Source organism: Pseudomonas sp. Irchel s3b2 (assembly GCF_900187445.1).
In the GTDB taxonomy this organism is placed as follows: Bacteria; Pseudomonadota; Gammaproteobacteria; order Pseudomonadales; family Pseudomonadaceae; genus Aquipseudomonas.
Window position 1 is genome coordinate 1 of record NZ_FYEB01000003.1, and the last position, 17,934, is coordinate 17,934.

Here is a 17,934-nt window from a genome sequence, read left to right on the forward strand (position 1 = left end):
AAAAAGGAAGGAAAGTATTAATATCGCGCATAAGAACGCCGGTTTGTTAGATGTGTTTGCTCGCACGAACATCATCAATCAAATCGGCGTTCTTGTTTCTGTGTTTCCCGGGATTCCGTGAAGAACCAAAAAAAAGCAGCCTGATCAGGCTGCTTTCATGAAAAGGTGCTTGATATTGTGCTCCCTCAAGCAGGGGAGGAGAGGTTACCCAAGCACTGATTTTCAGGTCATCAACGGGGTTCCTAGCGTCGACTATCGCCACCTGAAGGCAGTCGGTTTCGCGCTCTCGATTAAATTTTCTGCCCGTGCGAGGCGGGTGTCAACGGGTGTATTTGACCGTGTGTCGGCGTCTGTCTGGGCTTCGAAAAAACCGCCGAAATGTGCACATGTCGCCGTCAGTGATACATCTCTAACTAGCATCAATCAATGCTCGTTCTTCCAACCAAATCTCTTGAACAAACTGATCCGTAATCGCATAAATCCCATGCCCACGTCGCATGATGATGTTCTCGGCAACCAGCGCTATCACCACCGGTTGAATCTCTTCCACACGTACTTCACGACCTACAGTCTTCGAATACTCAGCCGCAGCATCAGTGGAGAAAATTCCCCGAGCGTCGCCTTCCGTGGATGCGATTTTGTTGAAAACAGCCTGAGCCAGACTCCCCAGTTGCTCAACTTTTTCAAGCTCAATACCGGCCGCAGCCGAGCGCAATGTGCTGGCGATAACTGGCAAGAAAAGATCTGGATCACCTTCTTGTTGCATGAGCTGTCGCAGCGCCTTGAGCATTTCCTCAGGCCGATTCCCCAAGGTATTGAACGCCTCAATGGCAATCTCAAGAGACGGTAACTTTTCCTTCTTCACCGTCATGGCGAGGCGGTTGAGCAGGTACTCAACGTAATCCCCTTTCAGCACCGGATACGCCGCCGACGTTGCACCGGAAAACGCCTGGTTCCGCTTTGCAGTCAGTTCACTGACTTGCGCTCGGTGCGATCCCGTTCCGATGAACAGAAAGTAGCCCGGTGTATTCGGGCGTGGGTTGATCGCATCACGGGTGGCTTTGAGTGCCAGGAGTAGCTGATTGCCGTCGTCGGAGGAAATGGCATGCTGCACTTCGTCGATGATCAGCACCAAATCTGTTTTCGCTTGATCGACCACTTCAGTCAGCGCCTGTGCCAACGTTGGCCCACCTGTATTGCCAATGCTGTCGAGCTTGAAACCAAACTTGAAGCCGGCTGCTCCGACATCCGCACCGCTAACACGCTTGAGCATTTCGAGCAGACTGGAGCCGGGTGTCTGGAGTTCTTCCAGACGTTGACGGATAGCGTCATGCACGAGTGTTGCAGGGTTGGCTAGCGTATCGCTCCATAAGTCGACGTAAATGACCAGAGCACCCGCTTCTTCCAAGGCAGGGATGAGGTCATTTCTCAGGAAAGTCGTTTTACCGGTCCTGCGCAGGCCGGAAAGAAACAGACCTGAGCGCAGACCCTCATCGAGAACACCCGGATTGAGAAGCTGATTTGCCATCTGTTCAGCCAGTTCAGGGCGCTGAAAAATGCTGCTCATGCAATTACCTCTTTTTATGGGTACGCCATAATTATTGGCCAGCCATAATTTAACATAAAGATTGGAAACTGGCCTGAGGGTGCTCAGATCAGCATTAATTTGAGCGTTTAGGGCGGAAAAGGCTTTTATATTGACGTTGGGCCAGGCACAACACTCTTTGAACTCATTACACCACGTCACTAATGATGTTCCCGCCCCCACCTTTATCCCCCCAGACCAACCACATACATTGATCTCCAACGCCTCCCCATCATTCCGATGAGAAGGTCACTGGAGATTTCCCATGCCTTTCGTAAGCGTACGCATCACCCGCGACGGTGTTACCTCAGAGCAGAAAGCTCAGGTGATCGCCGAAATCACTGAAACCCTGGAACGCGTCCTCAACAAGCGTCCGGACCTGACCCACATCGTGATCGAAGAAGTCGACACCGATAACTGGGGCTATGCCGGCATCACCACCACCCAGTACCGAAAGCAACTGGCTGAGGCGCAGGGGCAGTCATAACACCGTCACCATCGATTTTGTCTCCGATGTGGTGTGTCGTTTATTCGTAGAGGTTCATCATGAGCAATTCGAAAAAAGTCATCGTTATTACTGGCGCGTCCCAAGGTCTCGGCGCAGGCATGGTCAAGGCCTTCCGTGATCTCGATTACCAGATAGTTGCCACTTCGCGTTCGATCCAGCCGTCCACCGATCCGGACATTCTCACCGTGGCCGGCGACATCGGCGACCCGGCGATCGCCCAGCGAGTCATCCGTGAAGCGATCGAACGTTTTGGCCGTATCGACACCCTGGTCAACAACGCCGGAATCTTCGTCGCCAAGCCGTTCACCGACTACACCCACGAAGACTACGCCGCGGTGCTGTCAGTCAACCTGAATGGTTTCTTCTACATCACCCAACTCGCGATCACCGAGATGGAAAAACAGGGCAGCGGCCACGTCGTCAACATCACCACCAGCCTGGTGGACCATGCCATCGACGGCGTGCCGTCGGTACTGGCCTCATTGACCAAGGGTGGCTTGAACGCTGCAACCAAGTCTCTGGCCATCGAGTACGCCAAGCGCGGGATTCGGGTGAATGCGGTTTCCCCGGGCATCATCAAAACGCCAATGCATGGTGAGGAAACTCACGAAGCGCTGGGGAATTTGCACCCGGTAGGGCACATGGGGGAGATCAGCGATATTGCTCAGGCTGTTGTTTATCTGGACAGCGCTGGTTTTGTTACTGGTGAAATCCTGCATGTTGATGGCGGGCAGAGTGCGGGGCACTGAGACCTTTCCAAACCCCAGAAACAACAAGCCCTCGCATTTCTGCGAGGGTTTCGTTTTGTAGGGTGCGGGTATCTGTATTTTTGTATCTTGTATTGAAGAGAAACAATCGTGCTAAGCTGATTGGCGAATTATTGGAGAGCGTTCTGACGAAGCTTCGATCAGTAATGGGGGGTTAGTGGTGCACTCTATATTCCATCATCATCTGGCGTGACGCCTTGATAAGTCTTGAGTCGGCCCACTTCGTCCAGATGCCTCCAGAGAAATTGCGCGGCTTCTTCACGCCGATCAGACTCGATGAGGTCGAGCAAATGGATGTGTTCCTGGCATTGCGCCATAAGACGAGTGCGATCGACGTTGGCTTTGTAGCCCATGAAACGCCTGAGTTGATTTTGCTGGCGTATGGCATCGATGAAAAAAACATTTCCGGAGCCCTGCACGATCAGTTCGTGAAACTGGGCGCCCACCTCGAACAGTTGGGCACGAGACAAGGTGTGGATATCCCCATCGAGCATGGCCTGCTGTTGCTGCCTGGCTTTGGCAAACGCGGCGTGATCGATCTGATAACCGGGCTCAAGCAGGGCTGCCGGCTCGATGGCCATCCGGAAGCGGTAGCTTTGGATGTATGTCTGGGCGTTATGCACGAAATTTTTGAGGGCCCATCCTTGCCCCGGCTTGCGCTCCACCATGGCTTCGCTGGCCAGCCTGTTCAGTACCTTGAGCAATTGTCCGCGGGGCACTTCGTAACGACGCAACAGCTGCGCTTCGAAAAAGTGGGCAGGTATTTCACCGCCAAGAATGTCGTCGACCACGCGAAGGTAAAAGTCTTCGAAAGGATCACTGGCAAGAGGGAATGTTGCTTCCTGAATCTGTCCTGCACCCTGTTTCAGAAAGTAGCCACGATTGGGCTCCTGAATGGCCAGGTCCCACTCGGCGAGCAAGGCAAACACTCGCCGGATAGGCGAGCGCGAAACACCAAGCGCTTGGGCGAACGTCTGCTCGCGCAACGGCTCACCGGCTTTCATCGACCGGGCGCGAACCATGTCGATGACGCGCGGGGCCAACTGCAAGGCGAGGTCTTTCTTGATCACAGGTTCTATCTCGAATGGTTGGCTTCAGTCCGTTCCCGTTAGGGCAAATGCCCCATCGGACTGGAGTTGGAAAATACCATACGAAGAGGCAGTGGATGTCTGCACTAAGAACGCCACTCCCGATAGTGCAGTGCTGGAGCTGCGAAGGATGCTCCAGGCTGATGTTTTCGTTTCTTCCCAGGATGGATGTTTACCCAATGCTCAAGTTCAATGCTCATCTCGGTTTCCAATTCAATGAATTGCCTTTTCTGCAACGCATCGAAGCCGCCGCCGCAGCCGGTTTTCGGGCGGTGGAGTTCCCGTCGCCCTATGAATTCGACGCAAGTCTACTGGCCGACCATCTAGCCCAATACAGTTTGCCGTTGATTCAATTCGCCGCACCGGCTGGCGTTACCAAAGGCATCGCCGCCTTGCAGGGCAAGGAAGAAGAGTTTCGCAACGGGTTGCTCCAGGCCGCCAGCTATGCAAAGGCGCTGGCGTGTCCGAATGTCCACATCATGTCGGGCGTTACGACGCAGGATGATGCCGAGCGTATCTTCGGGGGCAACCTGGAATATGCAGTCAAATACTTAGAAGACCAGGGTTTGCGGCCGCTTATCGAAGTGATCAGCTCGGAGGCGATGCCGGGCTATTACATGTCTGACTTCAGCAAGGCGCAACAGGTGCTGGAGACCTTCCCGAGTGTTGGGCTGATTCTCGATCTTTACCATGCCCAGCTTCTGACCGCAGATGCAGCAGATGTTCTGGCTCGGTTTTATGACAGAACCGTCCATGTGCAAATTGCCGACTGCCCGGGCCGTCACGAGCCGGGAACGGGGAGCCTCGACTTTGCTGCCTTGTTCGCGACGCTGGAGCAGCGTGGCTACCCAGGATGGATCGGTTGTGAATACCATCCTTCCGGTTCTACCGTTGCGAGCCTTGACTGGATTAAGCAGCTAAGTGCTTAGTGCTTGCGACGCGTGAACGGGACTCGGATTTCACGTACGCCAGAAACAACAAAGCCCTCGCATTTCTGCGAGGGCTTTGTTTTGTATGGTGCCGGCACCAGGAGTCGAACCCGGGACCTACTGATTACAAGTCATTTAAATTTAACAATAAAATCAATAAGTTACGGTGATTGTTGTTACGTCGTAGCAACACCGACGTCCCTGAGAGCGTGGGCAATTTTCGCGCTGTTACGCTTGCGTGGCGGAGGACGATGGTGGATTGCTGGGGCAATTCGTGCCGGCAGCTTGCTCTAGGATCTCTTTCTGCAGCTGAAGGATGGCTTGCTTGTCAGCGTCCGAAACCGCGCCTTCCACATTTTTCGTTCTCGCATGAAATCTTGTCAGTACCCGACGATAAAACGAGAGTTCGTCTCCGCTTGCTGCCTGCATTCGGTTGCAGATTTCTAAGAATTGATCTCGAGCATCCTTGAGCTGTTCGCAGAACTCCCCCGTAAAACCAAAGAAAATTTCCCTTCCTCTATCCTCTACACGTCCGCCGCTCTCGGCCAACCATCCGAAGATGAGGCAGGATGTTCATGTTCTGCAGGCGCGTGAATTCTTTGGTCACGAGCGGGACTAGCACGCGGTTCAAAGCATCGCCCAGCTTCACAACCTGGTCTTCCTTCAACTTTTTTACGGTCCCGGTCAGTCCGCTGGCACACAGCACATTGTCGGGATGAATGCCCAGGTCATCCATGGTGCCGTCGATGTAACCCCGTAGGTATTCACGGCGCTGGAACAGGATCGAACTTTCGGGGGCTTCCTGGTAATCCCAGTGCACCTCCCAAGTCGCGCCGTTCTTGATGATTTCGATGAGAGGTACTGCTGCTCGGGATGCTGTCTTACGCATGCTTATTTCCTCGATCAGTGCGCGCCGGGGCATTTTGAAGGATAGCTACGGGCTGCCCATGAAAGTTTTTTAACCTGACCCCCAAATCCCTGTCAGACCATGGATATCTATCAGCAAATGCTCTGGAGGCCCCGTATTTACTGGGTTTCCGATCTGACACTGGGGTTGGATGTTTGTGTCAGTTTTGCCACCTCAAATAAAAAACCCTTATAAAACAGAGGTTTGAGAATTGTGAATCTGACACTGCTGTTTTGTCAGGTTTTGACAGGTCACTGACACCGTTCTGACATTAATAAAAACGGCTAAGAGGCTTGATTTAGAAGGGTTAGACAGCAGTTAGAATAGAAATCTGACAAAACTGACAGGCTTTTGAGGGGGCGGCCCTAATTTTTCTTCGCTTCGCATAAGGGGCGTTTCGTCATACGCGTACACATCGCAACGGGCTCTAAAAACTCGGCCTATCACACCGCGCTATTGCCACTAAAGCCACTAATCAAACCTCACCTACGAGCCTAAATCATCGTTCATCAGGCGGTCGGTTTGAGCCTGCCAACTTTGGGAGCTGTCATGGGAATTCTGCGAGCTTGGCGATTCCAGCGCCGAATGAAAAACAGGCAGGCTGCTATCGCCGTTACGGTTGTAATAACCGCGATTGCAATAAAAATTCCCCAATGATTCCCCAAGTCCAACCCGTCTATAGCGCTGCTGGCCAGTTGGACTGCGCCCAAATACGAAACTAAGCCCATGAAAAGGGATACCACTTTGGGTACTCCGAACTCTGGCCGATCGAAATGGACGAAGGAAAACAGTACGACCATGCACAAAAGTCCCCACCCGGCCACTCCGCTTATGACCGGCTTCAGGTATCGAACGTAGATCGGTTTGGGGAGAGTCAGATCTGTAAAAAGAATATGTTGGATTCCCGCTATCCGCCCCCGAACGCTGTAAACGGGCTTCTCACCTGAGGTGATAATGCTAAGGGAGATAGAGTCCTTCGGATTAGAAAGGTGCGGTGCAATCCGTATCGCATTCCCTAATAGGGATATCTCTGCGGGGATGTCGTTCGGAGTGGTGTCTGTGATTCGCGCGGTGACGAGCTTTGCGCCATCACCGATGAGGACTTCGATAGGCTTGTCGAAATCGGAGCTCAACACAGTTTTGGACCCTGTATTAACCAGCTCTAGAGACGATGAGTAAGGGGTTTCCAGCTTTTTCCCGTCCAAAACGACCTGCAAGTCCAAGATTTTCGACGCGGGTTCAAGTGAAGTACTTGAGCTAAGTCGAAGCTCCATACTCTTAGAGGACAGATCGGACTGCCAAATCAATGGCACGACAATACCCAGAATCGCCACGGTGAGAGTGAGGAAAAACTTCCAGTCTAAAACTCGCCATTTCATAGCAATTCCTCTCGTCCATCCCTGGCGCACCGCCTCGACAAGTCTCTTGTTACGTGCGGTGTTACGTATTGCGGATAAACAAAAGGCCCGCATTGCTGCGAGCCTTTGTTTTGTATGGTGCCGGCACCAGGAGTCGAACCCGGGACCTACTGATTACAAGTCAGTTGCTCTACCAACTGAGCTATACCGGCGTGTTGGGCGACGATTATAGCGATTGGGTTGGTTCTGTAAACCCCTGAATTCAGACTATTTTTACACAGGCTTTCGGTCAGGCACGAACCAGCACTTTCTTGAGTTTCTGAATGGCTTTCCAGGCTCGGCTGTTTTGCATCGCCCGCAGTTGCGCTTCGGCGTGTTCGGCGCGTTGCAGGGCGGCGGCGAGGTGGTTTTCGGGATCGGTGACGGGGTGGCTGAAGTTGTGGCCTTTGCAGAACTGGAAGTCGTCCAGGTTGCACGGCGGGATCTCGAAGGCTGGTTTGAGGGCCAGGTGTTCTTCGGCGAGGTAGTAGGTGTTGATGCCGTCGAACAGGATGGACTGGTAGCCGGCGCCGGTGACGAGGGTTTCCCAGGTCTGGTCGCGCTCCCATGGAGTTTCGATGAGGATGATCCACGGTCGCCATTGGGTGAAGTCCATGCCGCGCAGGACGGTTTCTTCGTGGCCTTCGACGTCTATTTTCAGGAAGTGGATGGGGCGGTTCCGTGCGTGTTGTTCGCAAATGGAGGCCAGGGTGCGGGATTTGACGGTTTGGCTGCGCACGTCCATGCCGGCATCTTTGTGTTGCTGGGCCAGAGCCGGGTCAAGGGTCGACAGGCCGGTGCCGGCGATGCCGTAGAAGATCAGGTCATCGGCGCTTTCGCCGGCCACGCATTGCAGGTTGATGTCTTTGGGGCGTTGTTGGCACAGGGCGTCGTAGTAGTTCGACATGGGTTCGACGTTGATGCCGCTCCAGCCGTGGTCGTAGAAGGCTTTGGTAACGGAGTCTTGGGTGGGGTCGTTGGCCCCGATATCGATGTAAAAGCCGTTTTCAACGTATTTGAGGGCGCGCCACAGGCGGATGTCTTCGAAATTCTGTGCGTAAGAAATGAAAGTCACGGTCGCATCCTGTCGGTCAGATTTTTCTTGTTCATGGTCGCACTGTCGGCACCCTTGCATGCTGGTATAGCAAGAGGTATTGCAAGGCGCAATTTTCCGCTGTGGATGTCCGCTATTCGGCGTATATGTCGTTTTGATGAAATGCTTATGCACAATGGACTAGGAGCGATTGTCTGTTCATTGCGATTTTGTAGACTCGTTCTCATTTATCCGCAAATGCCTGTTTTGCGGGTTTTTTATTTGTGTGAACAAAAAATGACCAGCAGTGTTTATGGCATAAAACAGCCTAGATATTGGATCCACGATAATTCCATCAACAGAGTTATCCACAGGCTGAGGCTGTTTAAGGGCGTTCTGCCAGGAGCAGGAAATTGCGCGGGGTGAGTGGGGTTTCGCAGAAGGTGCCGAGGCGAACGGTGTAACCCTGCTGAATGAGGAAAAGTGCCCGATCAAGTACCAGCCACAGCTCCAGAGGCCGTCGGAAAAGACCTCGCAGCAGCTCCAGGTTGCGCACTTCGGCCAATCGTCGCCACCCGGCGTCTTCCAGCGCGGACCAATCTGGCGTGCTGACTGTGGATAAGTCTTTGAGTGCGGCCAGATCGCGGCAGTAATCGGCGAAAGGTTTGTCCAGCCAGGCGCTGGGCAGAGAAGGGGTTGGCAGGTATTCGTCGACGCCGCGCAGTTGCCGTTGCAGCAGGTCGAACGCCAGGCGCCGGGCCATGGAGGTGTCGCGCTGACGTCGGACGCGAGCACCGGCGGTGACAGTTTCGCTCATCGGCAGCGCAAGATCATCGAGGGAAAGGTGTAGGGAGGAGCGCTCAGCCGTGCAGGAAAGCGGCTGATAGGTGTTCAGACTAATCCGGTTGTAGCAGCACGGTGCGATGGCCAGTTGTTTGCAACCGGCAGCGCTGGCGAGCTGGATCAGCCGTACATGCAGATCACCGCAGGCGTGCAGCGCGACCGGCGTGTGATCGGCATTCAACAAAGAAGCGGCGTCAGGCGCGAGTACATCCTGCTCGACATGCAGCGCATGTAACTGATGACGCTGGCTGAGTGCCTGGCCACTGGCGACCAGCGCCGGATCGTATTCCAGGCAGGTCAGTTGTTGACCCGTTTGCAATAGGCGTCGCCCCAGATGGCCCTTGCCTGAACACCAATCCAGCCAATGCGTCGGTGTATGAGCAAATTGCAGGCAACCGGCGAACGCTTCAATCTGCTGCCATTTGCGACCCGGCACATCGACATTCAATCGATGGCCCGCCGCTTCAAGCGTATGAGGCGGCAATTCACCCGCCGTGCTCAGTTCAGCAGACATCGCCGCCAATGAAGCAAACGGCTCCGGCGCATCGAGCAAGCAAGGTTGGTTATGACTGTTTTCCGCATCCTCCAGCGAGCGCCCGCGTAGCCAAAACGCCAATTCCGGGTAGGACACTTCCCAAGGTAGTTGCAGATGGGTAAACGGCCGAGGCTTCCACAGCACCTGATGCTCGATCAGAAAAGCATCCAGCGCAGTGAAGCGGGCGAGCAGGGCCTCGCCCGTCAGCACGCAGGAATCAACGCCCTTGGCAGGCATCGACGCGCAACCAGCGCTCCAGCAGCTTGAAACCACGAACCAGCACGTAAGCCATCAGCAGGTAGAACATGCCTGCGGCGAAGAAGATCTCCACTGGCAGGTAGGTGCGGGCAATGATGGTGCGGGCCATGCCGGTCAGTTCCAGCAAGGTCACGGTGCTGGCCAGGGCACTGGCCTTGAGCATCAGGATTACTTCGTTGCTGTAGGCTGGCAAGCCGATGCGCGCAGCACGCGGCAGCATGATGTAGAACAGCGCTTTGGCCCGGGACATGCCCAGCGCCCGTGCTGCTTCAATCTCGCCCGGCGGAATCGCCTGGATCGCACCGCGCAGGATCTCGGCGATGTAGGCCGCGGTGTGCAGGGTCATGGTCACGGTGGCGCACCAGAACGGACTGCGTAGATACGGCCACATCGCGCTGTTACGCACCGCGTCGAACTGCGCCAGGCCGTAGTAGACCAGGAACAGCTGAACCAGCAACGGCGTACCACGGAAAAAGAAGATGTAGCCGTAGGGGAATGCCCGCACGTACCAGAGTCGTGAGGAACGAGCGATGCCCAGCGGAATCGCCAGCAGCAACCCGGCGATCACGGCGATGGCCACCAATTCCAGGGTCAATGTTGCGCCCTGAGCCAGTTTCGGCAGCCACTTGATGATGACTTCCCAGTTCATTGGGTGCTCCTCGCGAAGCCGCGAGCGGCGCGTCGTTCCATAAAGTGCATGCCGGTCATGGCCAGAATGGTCAGGCCCAGGTACATGAACGCGGCCACCATATAGAAGGTGAACGGTTGCTTGGACACCGTCACGCCGATTTGTGCGTGACGCATGATTTCTTCCAGGCCGATAACGGACACCAGTGCGGTGTCTTTCATCAGGATCATGAACAGGTTGCCCAGGCCCGGCAGGGCGAGGCGCCACATCTGCGGCATGATCAGCCGGGTGAAGATGCGAAATTTTGACAGGCCCAAGGCTACGCCGGCTTCACGGTGACCTTTGGGGATCGCCAGAATCGCACCGCGAAACACTTCCGTGGCGTAGGCGCCGAAGCACAGCCCTAGCGCAATCACGCCGGCGGCGAAGGCGTTAAGTTCGAGGTCGGGGTTGCCGAAGAACTCGCCCAGGGCGCGCATCAGGTTGACCGTGCCGAAGTAGATCAGCAGCACCCAGAGCAATTCCGGGATGCCGCGAACCAGCGTCGAATAAGTACCGCCAAGCCATTGCAGCGGCTTGTACGGGGAAGTCTTGGCCAAGGCGCCGAGCAGACCGAGCACCAGCCCCAGGCACAAGGCCGAGAGTGCCAGTTTCACAGTCATCAGCGCACCGGCGGCGAGCGCCGGGCCGAATCCGTAGAGGTCGATAATCATGGATTTCTTTTCAAATCGCGGCAGGCAATGCCAGGGACTGGCGCCGTCAGCGAACGGCGCCGGTCAGGCAGGTCAGAATCAATAGATGCTGAACGGGAAGTACTTGTCGTTGATCTTCTTGTAGGTGCCGTCAGCGACGATTTCTTTCAGTGCGATGTTCAGCTTCTCGCGGATCGGGTCGTTCTTGCGAACAGCGATACCGATCTTGTCGCTTTCTTCCACCGGGTCGCCCTTGAAGTCGTACGCACGGCCGGCGTCGCTTTTCAGCCACTCGTAGTTGACGTACTTGTCGGCGAGGATGGCGTCCAGACGACCCGAGGTCAGGTCCAGATAAGCGTTTTCCTGGGTGTCGTAAAGTTTGACTTCAACGCCTTCCATGTTGTCTTCCAGCCAGGTGCCGGCCAGGGTCGCGCGCTGGGCGCCGATTACCTTGCCCTGCAACGACTCCTTGTCGGTCTTGAAGTCGACGTTTTTCGGTGCGATGAACTGCAACTTGTTGGAATAGTACGGTTCAGTGAAGTCCACCGCTTGCTTGCGCTCGTCGGTGATCGACATCGAGGAGATCAGGAAGTCGAACTTCTTGGCGTTCAGGGCCGGGATGATGCCGTCCCAGTCGGATGTGACCACGGTGCACTCGACTTTCATCTTGGCGCACAGGGCGTCGCCGATTTCTTTGTCGAAGCCGACGACATTGCCACTGGCGTCTTTGTTGTTGAACGGCGGGTAGGCCGCTTCGATGCCCATCTTCAAGGTCTCGGCGGCGGCACCGGCGCTGAAGGCCAGGGTGACAGCAGCGGCCAGGAAGATTTTTTTGTAGTTCTGCATGCGGGTAGCTCCGTTAGCGGTTGCTGGACATGAATTGTTTGCAGCGCGCCGAAAGCGGGTTTTCGAACACCTGCTGCGGCGATCCTTGTTCTTCTACCAAGCCTTGGTGGAGGAATACCACTTCGCTGGAAACCTGACGGGCGAAGCCCATTTCATGGGTCACCAGCAGCATGGTGCGGCCTTCTTCGGCCAATGCGCGGATGACATTAAGTACTTCCTGGACCATTTCCGGGTCAAGGGCGGAGGTGGGCTCGTCGAACAGGATCACCTTGGGCTGCATCGCCAGGGTACGGGCGATGGCTGCGCGTTGTTGCTGTCCGCCAGAGAGTTGCGCCGGATAAGCGTGACGCTTGTCAGCGATGCCGACCTTGGCCAGCAAGGCTTCGGCGACTTCGATGGCCTCGGCTTTGCTTTGGCCGAGCACGCGGCGGGGGGCCTCGATGATGTTGTCGAGCACGCTCATGTGCGGCCAGAGATTAAAGTTTTGAAATACAAAACCGATCTCGCTGCGCAGGCGATTGATCTGCTTGCCATCGGCAGCGACCAGTTCGCCATTCTTGGCGGCTTTGAGCTTGAGTTCTTCGCCAGCCACCAGGATTTGGCCCTGGTGCGGGTTTTCCAGCAGGTTGATGCAACGCAGGAACGTGGACTTGCCGGAACCGGAGGAACCCAGGATCGAGATCACGTCGCCGTCGCGGGCGGTCAGCGAGATGCCTTTGAGCACCTCAAGCTGTCCGTAACGTTTGTGCAAGTTGCGGATTTCAAGCGCGGGCGTGGCCTCAGCCATGTGCGTTCCTCATAGTGTTTTGCGCTCCTGCTATTGGCGGCCTTCCTGGCGAGGCGGCCAAGCTAGCATAGCGTTCGAATGGCAGCCAACAGCGCTACGGGCAGTAAACGGGTGGCATGTGGCAGGGTGTCGCATCGGCACAGCAGACTGTCGCCCCATCAACAACCGAACAGCCGTTTGAACACTGCTTTTGAATGAAAAGCGTGGCGGCTGTCGAAAAAAAGGCGCGATGTTGCCAGCTTTGGCGAGGTGTTGGAAGCGCTAACCGGACAAACGTTCCTGATCTGCACTTTTATTGTGCGAGTACGAATTTTTTGCTGTGTTTCCGGTGCACTGATTCGTTCTTTGAAGTGGGTGGCAGGGTAACGTTCTGGCGAAATGCCATTGATCTCAAGGGCTTGCGATGATTGCTCAATCAGCACACAGGTCCCGTGCAACGGGCGTATGAAACATTTTGGCGTAATTATTGCGTGCAGAATAAGAAACGCCCTGTTGGATTCTTTTTACGAGAAGAGATGCCAGACCGGGCTGACGTCATCGCTTTCCTTGCAAAGGTAGTCTTAATGAGTAGTAGCCACAGCTCCTCCAATGGCCTCGAACAGGGGCTAAAACCGCGTCATGTGACCATGCTGTCGATCGCCGGGGTTATCGGCGCCGGCCTGTTCGTCGGCTCCGGCCATGCCATCGCCGCTGCAGGCCCGGCCGTGCTGTTGGCCTACGCCGCCGCCGGTATGCTGGTGGTGCTGGTAATGCGCATGCTTGGCGAAATGGCCGTCGCTTCACCGGACACTGGCTCCTTCTCCACATACGCCGACCGCGCAATCGGTCACTGGGCCGGTTTCACCATCGGCTGGCTCTACTGGTGGTTCTGGGTTTTGGTCATCCCGCTGGAGGCTAACGCTGCCGCGACCATCCTGCATGCCTGGTTCCCGAATGTGGCGATCTGGGCCTTCACTTTGGTTATCACGTTGCTGCTGACGGTGACCAACCTGTTCAGTGTGAAGAACTACGGAGAGTTTGAGTTCTGGTTCGCGCTGGTCAAAGTCGTAGCGATCATCGGTTTTATCGGGCTTGGCATTCTGGCGATCTTCGGTTTCCTGCCTACCAGCCAGGTCAGCGGCGTGTCGCACCTGTTTGACACTCAAGGTTTCCTGCCAAATGGCATGGGCGCGGTGCTGGGAGCCATCCTGACCACCATGTTTTCCTTCATGGGCACCGAGATCGTGACTATTGCGGCCGCAGAATCGAAGAACCCTGGCCAGCAGATTTCCAAGGCTACCAATTCGGTCATCTGGCGGATTGGCTTGTTCTACCTCGTCTCCATCTTCATCGTTGTGGCTTTGGTGCCATGGAACGACCCGATTCTAGCCAGCGTCGGTTCCTACCAGACCGTGCTGGAGCGCATGGGTATCCCGAATGCCAAGCTGATCGTTGATATCGTGGTTCTGGTTGCGGTGACCAGCTGCCTGAACTCGGCGCTCTACACCGCGTCGCGCATGATGTTCTCGTTGGGCAAACGCGGTGATGCACCGGCCGTTTCCCAGCGCACCAACCGCAGCGGCACCCCTTACTGGGCCGTGATGCTGTCGACCGCAGCTGCGTTTCTTGCAGTGTTCGCCAACTACGTGGCCCCGGCCGCTGTATTCGAATTCTTGCTGGCCAGTTCTGGCGCCATCGCGTTGCTGGTGTACCTGGTGATCGCGATTTCGCAACTGCGTATGCGCAAGCAGCGTATGGCTCGCGGTGAAAAAATTGCCTTCAGCATGTGGCTGTTCCCGGGCCTGACCTACGCGGTGATCGTATTCATCGTCGCTGCCCTGACCATCATGCTGTTCCAGGACGCCCATCGCGTGGAGATCCTCGCGACTGGTCTGTTGAGCTTGTTGGTGGTGGCCGCCGGGTTGTTCGTGGCTCGTCGTCGCAAGCTGGAACGGCGTGGGGCGGTGGTGTTGAACTGATTCGCGCTGCGTAATGCAAAACGGCCGCTGTCAGAGATGACAAGCGGCCGTTTTACTTCCAGAGTAGCCTTACTCAGCCTTTTCCACCGGCAGGTCCAGCGCCTGACGATAACTGTCCAGCGCATCGCCAAAATCGGTGATGAACTGCGGGTCGGTCAGCCACGCCTGGGCGGCATCGCGATCCATGCCGTCGGCCCACATGCGGTAATCGATCAGCATGTCGGCGGCCAGGTGTGTGGCGGCCATGGCTTCGTTGTCGGCGTTTTCCATGTCCAGCAGTTCTGGATGGTCGCTGATGATCCCGGCGAGGTTCGACAGCAGGGTCTGCAGCATGTCGTTGCGGCTGGTGGCCTCGGCGTCGCGCATTTTGCTGAACATCGCCAGGGTGTATTCCGGGATCGGCTCGCCGAGTTCGCTCAGGTCATCGTCCAGCGCGGCGGGTTTTCTGCCGTGGATATTGATTTGCCTGGCTTTGATCTTGGCGCGTTTGGCGCGTTTCTGTTGCTTGTTCAGGGAGGCCATGGGAACTCAGTTCGGTTTCTGTTGGTTTTGGGCTGCGATGACTTCGGACGCTGCCACGTAGTCAGCCTGGAAGGCCGGGGATTCGATCCACGCCAAGGCGCTGGCTTCGTCGGCTTCGGTGGACCATTGGCGATATTCGATCAGTGCAGCAATGATGAAGTCTGTCGCGGTTTCTTCGCCTTCCTGTTCCAGCACTAGCGCGAGCAGTGGGTGTTCAAGAAAGGCCGCGCACATCGCCTGTTGACTGATCTTTGCCGCATCGATCATTTCTTTGAACAGTTCGGTCAGGTCCACCGATTCGAAGTCAATGCGATCGTCGTTCGGGTCCAGCTCGACCGGCGCGGCGGCCCGCTGGGTGCGGTTCTGCTTGGCCTTGGCCTTGGCGCGGGAGGCGCGTTTGTTCTGCTTGTTGGCGGAGGCCATAGTGTCGTTCCGTAATTCATTGAAGGAGCGCATTAATCAACTGCATGGCACTCGCCGCCCGGATGTATCGGGGGCCAGCTCGCCGGTCTGCAGCCAGGACAATGCAATGGGCCATAGTGTGGCTTGGTATGCGCTGCGAAAAAAGGCGAAATGTCCGACTTCTTCTTCGTTGATGTCTTTTGCGGCTAACCAGCCACCCTGGTCACACCGTTCATGAACAGTCTTTCATGTTTATCAGGACCTCTGCCTGAGTAACCGCTCTTCAATCAACGCCCATTCCCGATCCAGTTCTGTGCGAAGTTCCTCCTCGCTCGGCAGTACCAGTCTGTAGGTACTGGCGAACAGTTGTTCGTTGCCTTGCAGCACTGAATAGCGCACCACCGATTCATCTTTTTGCGCGCAAAGAATGAGGCCGACGGTGGGGCCATCCTCCGGTCCGCGCTTGAGGTCGTCGTACATGCGCACGTACATGTCCATCTGGCCGACATCCTGGTGGGTCAGTACGCCGCGCTTGAGGTCGAAGATGACGAAGCACTTGAGCAGGTAGTTGTAGAACACCAGGTCGATGTAGAAGTCTTTGCTCTCGGTACTGATGCGTTGTTGGCGAGCGATGAAGGCGAAGCCTTTGCCCAGTTCGAGCAGGAAGCCCTGGAGTTGATTGATCAATGCTTGTTCAAGTTCGCTTTCCTGGATCAAGCCCGCATTGGGTAGGCCGAGAAATTCCAGTAGCACCGGGTCCCGGATGAAATCCCGAGGGCTAGCGTTCATTTGCTGGATGTTGGTGTCGGCTTCCTGTTTGACGGCGGACCGGTCGCGGCTCGCCAGCAGGCGTTCGTAATAGAGGGTATTGATCTGGCGCTCGAGGGCGCGACTTGACCAGTTCTGCAGAGCAGATTCGTTCATGTACCAGTGGCGAGCATGGTCATTGTTGACTCGTAGCAGTCTGCGGTAATGGGTCCAGCTCAATTCGTGACGCAGTGCGTCACGAATTGGGAATGCTTGATAGAACAGGCGCATATAGCGAAGGTTGGAAACGTCGAAGCCTTTCCCAAACTCCGACGTCAGCACTTTCGCCAGCGTCGATAGCAGCTGCTTGCCATACACCGCCCGCCGAGCGCCTTCCTGCTCGAACTCCACAATATGCCGGCCAATCTGCCAACAGGTTTGCACCTGAACGGTATCAACCGCTCGCAACACCTTCTGACGCGCTTCGCGGATCAGTTCGCCAAGATTGCCGAGCAGTGAAGTGACTTGTGGATCTTGAGTGTTACCGGGTTTGAGGGAGGTCATGACATTTTCCGCGGCTGAAGGAAGCAGGCGCAAGAGGATGGCAAGAGAGTGATAGTTCGCGATGCCGGGCGTTGCTGGAAAGTCGGAAGGAAAGGCGGATTCGTTTTGCAGGACCGGACCGACTGCGGTCCGTATTTGAGGAGTAGGCCGTGTAGTCCTATTCGCAGTGAGCCCAAGTCCGATTCGATCTAAAACTTGAACATTCAGCAACAAATCTAAAAAGAGTAACGATTGGGTTCTAAGCAGCCCGGGAGTCGACATCATGAAGAACGTCCATTCATTCATGCTGCCCATCGCCGCTGTCGGCGTACTGATGTTTCCAGTCGTGCTTAACGCCGCCAGTCTTGAACCGATCGACAGCACAGGCGTGCAAGTCCAGCAGCAACAGCAAAACGGGATTACTTACCTGTCCGGGGGGATCGGAGAGGATGAGGCTCGAGCCATTCAACAAACGCAGGGTTACAACCTGCACATGACTTTCTCCATCGGGGCGGAGGGCAAATATGTGCCGGATGTAAATCTGGTCATTCAGAAAGACCCGGGGCAACCCGTGCTGACGCTGAGTGAGGCCGGCCCGCTGGTTTACGTACAGCTGCCACCTGGCAAGTACACCGTCGTCGCGACGCGCAATGGTGAGGAACGGCGTGATACGGCGGATGTAGGAAGTGGTGCCGCTCGCAATCTTGTCTTCCACTGGAATACTGAAAACTAGCCCAAGAGAGACGCTTGCACGATGCCTGATCAAATCGAGGGCATAAAAAAACCCTGAATCTTGCGATTCAGGGTTTTCGGTATTTGGTGCCCAGAGACGGAATCGAACCGCCGACACGGGGATTTTCAATCCCCTGCTCTACCGACTGAGCTATCTGGGCAACGGGGCGCATTAAACTGGTTTTTCAGGGGGTCGTCAAGAAAGTTTTCAAAAAAATTTTAATTTA

The 17,934-nt window shown here is 55.6% G+C and carries 19 protein-coding genes, 2 tRNA genes and 1 pseudogene; 5 read left to right on the forward strand and 17 right to left on the reverse strand.

Annotated elements, in window-relative coordinates:
• Nucleotides 1-409 precede the first annotated feature (409 nt).
• Nucleotides 410-1,567 carry an AAA family ATPase gene (locus CKW20_RS09560; protein WP_095052711.1) on the reverse strand — a complete coding sequence of 386 codons (1,158 nt, stop codon included), beginning with the start codon at nucleotides 1,565-1,567 and terminating at the stop codon, nucleotides 410-412.
• A 283-nt stretch (nucleotides 1,568-1,850) separates the two neighbouring features.
• On the opposite strand from CKW20_RS09560, the gene CKW20_RS09565 reads away from it, so the two are divergent.
• Nucleotides 1,851-2,072 carry a 4-oxalocrotonate tautomerase family protein gene (locus CKW20_RS09565; RefSeq protein ID WP_007897514.1) on the forward strand — a complete coding sequence of 74 codons (222 nt, stop codon included), beginning with the start codon at nucleotides 1,851-1,853 and terminating at the stop codon, nucleotides 2,070-2,072.
• Nucleotides 2,073-2,131: 59 nt separating this feature from the next.
• Nucleotides 2,132-2,842, forward strand: a complete 711-nt coding sequence (locus tag CKW20_RS09570) for an SDR family NAD(P)-dependent oxidoreductase (RefSeq protein ID WP_095052712.1) — start codon at nucleotides 2,132-2,134, stop codon at nucleotides 2,840-2,842.
• 185 nt (nucleotides 2,843-3,027) lie between these two features.
• On the opposite strand, the gene CKW20_RS09575 is transcribed toward CKW20_RS09570, so the two are convergent.
• Nucleotides 3,028-3,930, reverse strand: a complete 903-nt coding sequence (locus tag CKW20_RS09575) for a GntR family transcriptional regulator (RefSeq protein WP_095052713.1) — start codon at nucleotides 3,928-3,930, stop codon at nucleotides 3,028-3,030.
• A 197-nt stretch (nucleotides 3,931-4,127) separates the two neighbouring features.
• Between CKW20_RS09575 and CKW20_RS09585 the strand changes: the two genes are divergently transcribed.
• On the forward strand, nucleotides 4,128-4,877 hold the full coding sequence (locus CKW20_RS09585; RefSeq protein ID WP_095052714.1) for a hydroxypyruvate isomerase family protein: 750 nt from the start codon (nucleotides 4,128-4,130) through the stop codon (nucleotides 4,875-4,877).
• Between the two features lie 517 nt (nucleotides 4,878-5,394).
• Here CKW20_RS09585 and CKW20_RS09595 read toward each other — a convergent pair.
• The 10 genes from CKW20_RS09595 to CKW20_RS29005 all read right to left on the reverse strand — a co-directional run bounded on the left by CKW20_RS09595 (nucleotide 5,395) and on the right by CKW20_RS29005 (nucleotide 13,225).
• Nucleotides 5,395-5,766 carry a hypothetical protein gene (locus tag CKW20_RS09595; protein WP_095052716.1) on the reverse strand — a complete coding sequence of 124 codons (372 nt, stop codon included), beginning with the start codon at nucleotides 5,764-5,766 and terminating at the stop codon, nucleotides 5,395-5,397.
• Nucleotides 5,767-6,293: 527 nt separating this feature from the next.
• A complete protein-coding gene (locus CKW20_RS09600; RefSeq protein WP_095052717.1) occupies nucleotides 6,294-7,163 on the reverse strand; it encodes a hypothetical protein in 870 nt (289 codons plus the stop codon).
• A 115-nt stretch (nucleotides 7,164-7,278) separates the two neighbouring features.
• Nucleotides 7,279-7,354: transfer RNA gene (locus CKW20_RS09605), tRNA-Thr, on the reverse strand.
• A gap of 77 nt (nucleotides 7,355-7,431) precedes the next feature.
• The gene (locus CKW20_RS09610; RefSeq protein WP_095052718.1) at nucleotides 7,432-8,256 is read right to left on the reverse strand and encodes an FkbM family methyltransferase; all 825 of its coding nucleotides are present in this window, start codon (nucleotides 8,254-8,256) and stop codon (nucleotides 7,432-7,434) included.
• 343 nt (nucleotides 8,257-8,599) lie between these two features.
• On the reverse strand, nucleotides 8,600-9,829 hold the full coding sequence (locus CKW20_RS09615) for a methyltransferase (protein ID WP_095052719.1): 1,230 nt from the start codon (nucleotides 9,827-9,829) through the stop codon (nucleotides 8,600-8,602).
• Complete coding sequence (locus CKW20_RS09620; protein WP_095052720.1) at nucleotides 9,810-10,499, reverse strand: ABC transporter permease; 690 nt, start codon at nucleotides 10,497-10,499, stop codon at nucleotides 9,810-9,812. Before CKW20_RS09620 ends, CKW20_RS09615 begins: the two co-directional genes overlap by 20 nt.
• Nucleotides 10,496-11,191, reverse strand: coding sequence for an ABC transporter permease (locus CKW20_RS09625; protein ID WP_095052721.1), 696 nt, complete (start codon nucleotides 11,189-11,191; stop codon nucleotides 10,496-10,498). The genes CKW20_RS09620 and CKW20_RS09625 overlap by 4 nt, the downstream gene beginning before the upstream one ends.
• A 78-nt stretch (nucleotides 11,192-11,269) precedes the next feature.
• Nucleotides 11,270-12,016, reverse strand: coding sequence for an ABC transporter substrate-binding protein (locus CKW20_RS09630; RefSeq protein WP_095052722.1), 747 nt, complete (start codon nucleotides 12,014-12,016; stop codon nucleotides 11,270-11,272).
• A 13-nt stretch (nucleotides 12,017-12,029) separates the two neighbouring features.
• Entirely contained in the window at nucleotides 12,030-12,803 is a 774-nt protein-coding gene (locus CKW20_RS09635; protein ID WP_007897462.1) for an ABC transporter ATP-binding protein, read from the reverse strand.
• Nucleotides 12,804-12,961: 158 nt separating this feature from the next.
• Nucleotides 12,962-13,225, reverse strand: coding sequence for a hypothetical protein (locus CKW20_RS29005; RefSeq protein WP_141228931.1), 264 nt, complete (start codon nucleotides 13,223-13,225; stop codon nucleotides 12,962-12,964).
• A gap of 141 nt (nucleotides 13,226-13,366) precedes the next feature.
• On the opposite strand from CKW20_RS29005, the gene gabP reads away from it, so the two are divergent.
• Nucleotides 13,367-14,761 carry a GABA permease gene (gene gabP, locus CKW20_RS09640; protein WP_095052723.1) on the forward strand — a complete coding sequence of 465 codons (1,395 nt, stop codon included), beginning with the start codon at nucleotides 13,367-13,369 and terminating at the stop codon, nucleotides 14,759-14,761.
• A 69-nt stretch (nucleotides 14,762-14,830) separates the two neighbouring features.
• Here the strand turns inward: gabP and CKW20_RS09645 are convergent, their stop codons facing one another.
• The 4 genes and pseudogenes from CKW20_RS09645 to CKW20_RS09660 form a co-directional block, all read right to left on the reverse strand.
• Nucleotides 14,831-15,283, reverse strand: a complete 453-nt coding sequence (locus tag CKW20_RS09645; protein WP_095052724.1) for a hypothetical protein — start codon at nucleotides 15,281-15,283, stop codon at nucleotides 14,831-14,833.
• Nucleotides 15,284-15,289: 6 nt separating this feature from the next.
• Nucleotides 15,290-15,706: a hypothetical protein gene (locus CKW20_RS09650; protein WP_095052725.1), complete on the reverse strand. Its 417-nt coding sequence runs from the start codon at nucleotides 15,704-15,706 to the stop codon at nucleotides 15,290-15,292.
• 36 nt (nucleotides 15,707-15,742) lie between these two features.
• Nucleotides 15,743-15,886 (reverse strand): annotated as a pseudogene (locus CKW20_RS29825) (alpha/beta hydrolase); the annotation flags it as partial.
• 54 nt (nucleotides 15,887-15,940) lie between these two features.
• Nucleotides 15,941-16,996 (reverse strand): YhcG family protein, encoded by a 1,056-nt coding sequence (locus tag CKW20_RS09660; RefSeq protein WP_095052726.1) that lies wholly within the window; start codon nucleotides 16,994-16,996, stop codon nucleotides 15,941-15,943.
• A 262-nt stretch (nucleotides 16,997-17,258) separates the two neighbouring features.
• Between CKW20_RS09660 and CKW20_RS09665 the strand changes: the two genes are divergently transcribed.
• Nucleotides 17,259-17,708: a hypothetical protein gene (locus tag CKW20_RS09665; RefSeq protein ID WP_095052727.1), complete on the forward strand. Its 450-nt coding sequence runs from the start codon at nucleotides 17,259-17,261 to the stop codon at nucleotides 17,706-17,708.
• 84 nt (nucleotides 17,709-17,792) lie between these two features.
• Here CKW20_RS09665 and CKW20_RS09670 read toward each other — a convergent pair.
• Nucleotides 17,793-17,868, reverse strand: a tRNA-Phe gene (locus CKW20_RS09670).
• Between the last annotated feature and the right edge of the window lie 66 nt (nucleotides 17,869-17,934).

Excerpts from the sequence above, each read along its gene's own strand:
- CKW20_RS09595 (WP_095052716.1), bottom strand. The coding sequence starts at position 5,766 with ATGCGTAAGACAGCATCCCGAGCAGCAGTACCTCTCATCGAAATCATC.
- CKW20_RS09645 (WP_095052724.1), bottom strand. The coding sequence starts at position 15,283 with ATGGCCTCCCTGAACAAGCAACAGAAACGCGCCAAACGCGCCAAGATC.
- CKW20_RS09620 (WP_095052720.1), bottom strand. The coding sequence starts at position 10,499 with ATGAACTGGGAAGTCATCATCAAGTGGCTGCCGAAACTGGCTCAGGGC.
- CKW20_RS09665 (WP_095052727.1), top strand. The coding sequence starts at position 17,259 with ATGAAGAACGTCCATTCATTCATGCTGCCCATCGCCGCTGTCGGCGTA.
- CKW20_RS09600 (WP_095052717.1), bottom strand. The coding sequence starts at position 7,163 with ATGAAATGGCGAGTTTTAGACTGGAAGTTTTTCCTCACTCTCACCGTG.
- CKW20_RS09650 (WP_095052725.1), bottom strand. The coding sequence starts at position 15,706 with ATGGCCTCCGCCAACAAGCAGAACAAACGCGCCTCCCGCGCCAAGGCC.
- CKW20_RS09585 (WP_095052714.1), top strand. The coding sequence starts at position 4,128 with ATGCTCAAGTTCAATGCTCATCTCGGTTTCCAATTCAATGAATTGCCT.
- CKW20_RS09660 (WP_095052726.1), bottom strand. The coding sequence starts at position 16,996 with ATGACCTCCCTCAAACCCGGTAACACTCAAGATCCACAAGTCACTTCA.
- CKW20_RS09565 (WP_007897514.1), top strand. The coding sequence starts at position 1,851 with ATGCCTTTCGTAAGCGTACGCATCACCCGCGACGGTGTTACCTCAGAG.
- CKW20_RS09625 (WP_095052721.1), bottom strand. The coding sequence starts at position 11,191 with ATGATTATCGACCTCTACGGATTCGGCCCGGCGCTCGCCGCCGGTGCG.
- CKW20_RS09570 (WP_095052712.1), top strand. The coding sequence starts at position 2,132 with ATGAGCAATTCGAAAAAAGTCATCGTTATTACTGGCGCGTCCCAAGGT.
- CKW20_RS09615 (WP_095052719.1), bottom strand. The coding sequence starts at position 9,829 with ATGCCTGCCAAGGGCGTTGATTCCTGCGTGCTGACGGGCGAGGCCCTG.
- CKW20_RS09630 (WP_095052722.1), bottom strand. The coding sequence starts at position 12,016 with ATGCAGAACTACAAAAAAATCTTCCTGGCCGCTGCTGTCACCCTGGCC.
- gabP (WP_095052723.1), top strand. The coding sequence starts at position 13,367 with ATGAGTAGTAGCCACAGCTCCTCCAATGGCCTCGAACAGGGGCTAAAA.
- CKW20_RS09635 (WP_007897462.1), bottom strand. The coding sequence starts at position 12,803 with ATGGCTGAGGCCACGCCCGCGCTTGAAATCCGCAACTTGCACAAACGT.
- CKW20_RS09560 (WP_095052711.1), bottom strand. The coding sequence starts at position 1,567 with ATGAGCAGCATTTTTCAGCGCCCTGAACTGGCTGAACAGATGGCAAAT.